Source organism: Actinophytocola sp. (genome assembly GCF_050699935.1).
Lineage (GTDB): Bacteria > Actinomycetota > Actinomycetes > Mycobacteriales > Pseudonocardiaceae > Actinophytocola.
In genome coordinates this window covers 21,674-27,673 of sequence record NZ_JBOHGB010000094.1, presented here as the reverse complement: position 1 = coordinate 27,673, position 6,000 = coordinate 21,674, and the positions used below count along the sequence as shown (strand labels likewise).

Here is a 6,000-nt window from a genome sequence, read left to right as displayed (position 1 = left end):
CCCGAGCGCCGCCGCGTCACCCGCGCGGCGCGCGACGCCGAGCTCGATGGCGACGGCGAAGAGCCGGTCGCGCGGTTCGACGGCCCGCGTGGTGGCCAGGGCCTTGCCCGCCTCGGTGAGGTTGCCGCGGACCATGGCGATCCAGGCGAGCAGCAGCCGGTGCCGGGTGGCGAGCGGCGCGCCGCCGGTGCCCGCGGCGATGGCGCGTTCGAGCAGTGAGGTCGCGGTGCCGAGCTCGCCGTAGTGCAGGGCGAGGATCGAGCCGAGCGCGGCGGGACTGTCCGGCAGCAGGACGTTGCGGCCGACCGGCTCGAGCGTGCCGGCGGCGCGGACGAGCATGGACAGCGCGGTGGTCGGCGTGCCGGTCACGGACTCCCGCAACCCCTGTGCCATCAGCTCGATCGCGCTCCACAGCGAGGTCGGCGGGCCGTCGGGCTCCTGGCGGTCGGCCTGCTCGCCGGTGCCGATCGTGGCGATGGCGGCGAGGTGATGCACGCCGGCCCAGCGGTAGAGCTGCCCGCTGCGGGCGAGCTGCCCGCGGTGGGCGAGCGCGGCGGCGGCGACCGCGGCGGCGGCCTTGCGGCGCGGGGCGGTCTCGGTGGTGAGGACCTCGTCGGCGAGGCGAAGCGCGCCGTCCAGGTCGCCGGCCAGGGCCAGGGCCTCCGCCCTTCGCGCGCCGACCTCGACGCCGGGCTTGCCGGCGGTGACGGCGGCGGCGTAGAGGCGGGCGGCGAGCGCGGGGTCGGTGGGCAGCGCCTCGCCGGCGGCGGCCTCGAAGGCGGCGGCGGCGCTGGCGCCGCCGATGCCGGTGGTGGCGAGGGGGCGCATGAGGGGAAGGACCTGGCCGCCGCGGGCTAGCTGGAGCTCGGCGAGCCGCTGGCGCATCCAGGCGCGACGCTCGACCGGGACGAGGGCGCGGAGGGCGCGCTGGGCGATGGGGAGCAGCGAGCCGGTGGTGCCGACGAGGCCGGTGGCGCGGGCCGCCTCGATGATCTCGTGGACCGTCTGGGGTGAGCCGGGTGTCTCGAGGAGATCGACGAGGAGGTCGCGGTGCAGCCCGACCCCGGCGTCGGCGGCGAGGAGGAAGCGCAGGACGGTGTCGTCCAGCCGGGCGAGCTCGGGCCGGAACTCGGCGAGGACGGCCCTGGGAATGTCGAACTCGTTCGCGGCTCGTGTGGTTCGGGTGTGTTCCGCCGCGTCGTGATCGGGGGTTCGGGTGCCGTCGTGGTGCCGGCTCGCGGCGCGCGCGAGCCGCGCGACGAAGCCGGGGACGCCGCCGGTCTGGGCGTGCACGAACTCGGCGAGCCGGTCGGTACGCGGCCGGTCGCGGAGGGCGGCGCGGACCTGGTTCGGGTCGAACGGAGCGAGGACGAGCTGGTCCTGGGCGAGGTCGAGCAGGGCGGTCAGCGCCGCCGACCGCGGCCACGGCCGAGCCGCGATGACGAGGCGGGCGCGGGTGGCGGCGAGACGGCGGAGGGTGTCGTCGTCGAGCAGGTGAGCGTCGTCGACGAGGAGCACCCCGCCGAGCGGCTCACCAACCGACTGCTCGCCGAACGGCTGGGCCGACGGCGGTCGGCCGACCTGCTGTGTCGATGGCTCCTGTGTGGACGGCTCCGGTGTCGGCGGTTCCGGTGTCGGCGGTTCCGATGTGGACCGTTCCTGTGTGGACGGTCGCTCGAGCGCGAGCTGGGCGTCCGGTCGCTGCGTGAACGGCGGCTGGGCGAGGCGGGTCGGCGCGCCCGTGGCGTCGTGGATGGCGCGGCCGATGTGGTGCAGCAGCGTGGTCTTCCCATGGCCACCGGGCGCGACGATGGCCACGTGCGCGCCCGGGCGCGTGTCGGCGGCGATCGCGGCGACGTGGGTGGCGGTGGCGTCGTCGAGTATGGGGTCGGTCGTGGGGTCCACGGCCGGGTTCGTCGTCGGGCTGACTGTCTGGTCGGTGCTCACCGGAGGTCCCTGCCTCGGCGCGGCTCGTCGGCCACCTCGTAGTCGCCTTCGTAGTGGCGGTCGTAGTCGCCCTCGTCGTGGCTGTCGTAGCCGGCGTCGTCGGTGCCGGCGTGGCGGGAGAGGCTCTCGTTGAAGGCGCGATCGTCGGTCAGGCGCCGCCGACGGCGGGGGGCGGGCCAGGTATCGCGCCCGTGCCTGCCGACCGGTGCGTCGTCGACGTCGAGGCCGTGTCGGCCCGCCGGGGGATCATGCCCGGCCCAGGGGGCGTCGGTGTGCGGGGCCGGCGCGGCGTCGAGACCGTGCCGGCCCGTCGAGGAGTCGTATCCGGCCGGGGAATCGTCGGTGTGTCGGGCGGAGTCGATGCCGTGCCGGCTGGCTGGGATGTCGGGGTTCCCGGCGCCGGTGTGCTGTCCGGCCCGACGGTCGGGAGCATCGTGGCCGATCCAGGGATCGCCAGTGTGGCGTGCTGGCATGGCATCGACACCGTGCCGGCCGAGCGCGGCGTCGTATCCGGCACGGGGGTCGTCGGTGTGCTCGGCGTCGAGGCCGTGCCGGCCGGCTGGGGGGTTGGGGTTGTACGTGGTTCGGTTGTGGTGTGCGGGGTCGTGTCGGCTGGCCGGAGGGTCTGCGTCCGGTCCGGTCCAGGGGCGTGGTGCGGATCCGGAGTCGATGTGTCGTCGGGCCATGGCACGGCTCGCGCTGGTGGAGTGTCGTCCCGCTCGGGAGCCGTCCTCGGCATGGTTCGGCCAGGACTCGGGCTCGTTGCGCCGGGGCCGTGCGTCGTCTTCCTCCGACCAGTGGTCCCAACCGGCACCGTGGTGGGCCGGCTCGACGTCGGCGTCTCGGTGCCAGGCGGGCTCGGCCTCGGGGCCTCGCCCCCGAGCCGGCATCGCGTCGAGGTCGCTGTCGAGGGCTCGCTGCTGGGCGGGCATCGGGTCGCGGTCGTCATCGATCATGCCTGGCCGGGCGGGCCTCGGGCCGTGGTCGCGGTCGGCCAGGTGTGGTCGGGCGGGCATCGCGGGCAGGACCGGTTCGTCCGAGCCGCGGCGGTCGCGGGGTCGTGCGTCGGGCTCGCGGGTGGTGTGATCGGGTCGGCGGCGCGGCCGCCCCCGGTCGAGGTCTGGCTCGTCGGCGTGGGGGCCTGGCTCGAGGTCGAACTCGGTGGGGCGGGGGCCGGCATCGAGGTCGAACTTGCCGGATTCGGTGTGGGGCGGTCGGGTGCTCCGGCGGCGTCGCGGGGGCGACGGATCCAGGTCGAGGTCGTCGTCGGGGGCGTCCTCGGGGACCAGGTCCAGGTCGTAGTCGACCAGGTCATCCGGCTCGTCGGCGTCGCGCGTCGTCGCGTCGGCTCGGCGGCGGATGGGCCTGCGATCCAGGTCATCGTCGTCGTTCGGGCCGGGCTCGTCCGCGCGGGTCGATCGGGCGCCCAGGCGGAGGAGGCGGCGCTTCGGCGGCTCCAGCGGCGTGATGTCGACCGGCGGGCGCGGTGGGGGCGGGCCGATGTCGGCGATGTCCTCCGGTGGCAGGTCGTCGAAGCTCATGAGGTCTGTGTGGGTGATCGCCGAGGACGGGATGGGCTTCGGCTTGTGAGCCAGCGCCGTCTTCACCGCGGGCGCCTGCACCGTCGGCTTGGCCACCCGGGCCGCGGCGAGCGCCGCCCCGCGGGCCACCGAGAGTTCAGAGTCCGCCGCGGCCGCCACGCGCACCCGGACACCGGCCGACACCAGCTCGCTCACCAGCGGGATCCGTCCGCTCCCGCCCACCAGGACCACCGCCCGCAGCGCGCCCGTCGACGTCCCAGCCGCCTGGATCGTCCGCTGCAGCGCCGCCACCGTCACCTCGACCACCGGCCGGATCAGCTCCTCCAGGTCCGTCCGGTTGACCATGACCGTCCCGCGCATGGACCGTGCCGGCGCCGGCACGGTCACCGCGAGCTCGGTCGACAGGCGCTCCTTCGCCGTCCGGCACGCCGCCCGCAGCTTCGCCAGCGCCACCGGCTCGACCTCCGTGTCCAGCTCCGCCAGCACCCGCGCGGCCACCAGGTCGTCGAACAGGTCGCCGCCCATCGCCTCCACGCTGTTCGCGTGCGCGCGCAGCTCGAAGCCGAACGACCCACGCCGCAGCACCGCCGACTCGAACCGGCTCGCGCCGAGCGAGTGGACCGCGATCTCCTGCCCGACCTCGACCCGCTCGGTCGCCGCATAGCTCTCCGCCGCCGCGACCGGACGGGGCAGCAGCGTCAGCTCGGGCAGGCTGACCTCCCGCAGCGCGCCCAGCAACGTCGCGCGACGGTGGCTGCTCCAGCCCGCCGGGTGGGTGACCACGAGCTGGCTGGCCGGAACGCCCTCGGACGCCTCCGCGTAGTCGGCGATCCAGCCGACTACCGCCGCGATCAGCACCTCCGCCGGGTACGGCTGGCCGCCCAGGATGATCGGGACCTCGTCGCCGACCCGGTCGACGAATCCTCGCGTGATCCGATCCGGCCGGGTCGTCACGTGCGGCAGCGCGCGGCTGCCGACCTCGACGGTGCCCTCGTCGGTCAGGTGCAGCACCGACTCGGTCGCCGGTGACCCGTCCAGTGCCAGCACCTCGGGCTCCGCCCAGCGCTCGCGGTCGTTCCGGCAGAGCGCGGCCGTGAGATGGCCACTGCCGAGATCGATCCCGAGGGCATAGGGCATGCAGGCGTTTCCTCTCCGTGACCGTGATTCGTTAGTTACTACCAAAGGTTGTCCCCCGATGGGCACCCCGGAGTGAGTTAGTGGGCGATCCCCTAACCCCCTAACGAGGTAGCGATTCTTGGCCCTATCGGCTGATGCGACAACTCGGAGTGATCCCCGATGTCTCCGCTGCCCCCGGTTCCTACAGTGATCACCGCACAGCGCCGCGGCGCCGCAGAAACCGCCGTAGAGCGCGTACCGCACAAGATTCCGCAAGGAGAACTTCGTTGACCTACTCGTTCCAGAACCTGCAGGACTTCGTCCTCAACCTGCTCAACGACGACGCGGCGCAGACCGCGTACGCCGCTGACCCCTCGGGCGCTCTCAGCGCGGCGGGCCTGGGCGACCTGACCCCGCAGGACGTGCAGGAGGTCATCCCGCTGGTCACCGACGCGCTGCCGAGCGAGACGCCGCTCGGCGACCTCGCCGTGGACGTCACCGGCGTGATGGATGGCACCGAGTCGCTCGGCGGCTCGCTGGGTGCGTCGAACGGTCTCGGTGACCTGGCACTCTGGGGCGTCCAGACCGACGAGGGTGGCGTGGCCCTGTGGGGCGGCTCGGCCACCGACCTGCTCGGCCGCGTGGCCGGTGGCGTCGCGGTGGACGGTGACGGCCTCGCGGCCGCGGCGACCACGCCGCTGGGCTACGCCGACTTCGACACCAACGGCGACTACAACATCGTCCCGGCCGACCCGACCGAGGTCGTGGGCAACCTCGGCGACACCGGTGACGCCGTCGTCGGGACCGTCTCGGGCGCGGTGAACTCGGGCGCGGTCACGCTGTCCGGCGCGGTGGACTCCGGCGGGGACACCCTCGAGGGCCTGCTCGCCGCCACTCCGGCCGGCCCGTTCGCGCACGGCATCGAGTCGGCCACCGACCTGGTCGCCGAGGACGTGCAGGACGGCGCCGGCCTCATGGCCGAGCAGGCGGGCAACCTGCCGTCGACCGACAGCCTGGCGACGGCCCTGCCGGCGGGCCCCGCGCTCCCAGCGGTGCCGGACCTGGGCGCTCTGCCGGCCGTGCCGGACCTGGGCAGCCTGCCGGCGGTGCCGGACCTGGGCAGCCTGCCGGCGGTGCCGGACCTGGGCAGCCTGCCGGCGGTGCCGGACCTGGGCGACCTGCCGGTCGAGCTGCCCGAGCTGGGCAACCTGCCCGTCAACCTGCCGGACACCGGCGCGGTCACCGACGTGCTGCAGAACAACCCGGTCACCGACGCGGTCAGCGCCAGCCCGGTCGGCGGTCTCGCCGGCACCGTGGAGGGCGTGACCGACAACCTGCCGGCCGTCGGTGACGTGACGAACGACCTGAATCTCGGCCTCTGAGGCCTGGAAGGGGT

At 74.6% G+C, this 6,000-nt stretch carries 2 protein-coding genes and 1 pseudogene; 1 reads left to right on the top strand and 2 read right to left on the bottom strand.

Annotation, left to right across the window (positions count from 1 at the left end; all coding sequences use genetic code 11):
* Together ACRDTB_RS25535 and ACRDTB_RS25530 are read right to left on the bottom strand one after the other, a co-directional pair.
* Nucleotides 1–1,947 (bottom strand): annotated as a pseudogene (locus tag ACRDTB_RS25535) (hypothetical protein); the annotation flags it as partial.
* Nucleotides 1,944–4,625 (bottom strand): Hsp70 family protein, encoded by a 2,682-nt coding sequence (locus tag ACRDTB_RS25530; RefSeq protein ID WP_431434282.1) that lies wholly within the window; start codon nt 4,623–4,625, stop codon nt 1,944–1,946. The pseudogene ACRDTB_RS25535 and the gene ACRDTB_RS25530, both read right to left, overlap by 4 nt.
* Before the next feature lie 266 nt (nt 4,626–4,891).
* Here ACRDTB_RS25530 and ACRDTB_RS25525 point away from each other — a divergent pair, with 266 nt between their 5' ends.
* Entirely contained in the window at nt 4,892–5,986 is a 1,095-nt protein-coding gene (locus tag ACRDTB_RS25525) for an IniB N-terminal domain-containing protein (RefSeq protein WP_431434280.1), read from the top strand.
* The last annotated feature ends 14 nt before the right edge of the window (nt 5,987–6,000 follow it).

Bases quoted from the DNA above. Each gene is read 5' to 3' on its own strand.
- ACRDTB_RS25530 (WP_431434282.1), bottom strand. From the start codon at position 4,625: ATGCCCTATGCCCTCGGGATCGATCTCGGCAGTGGCCATCTCACGGCC.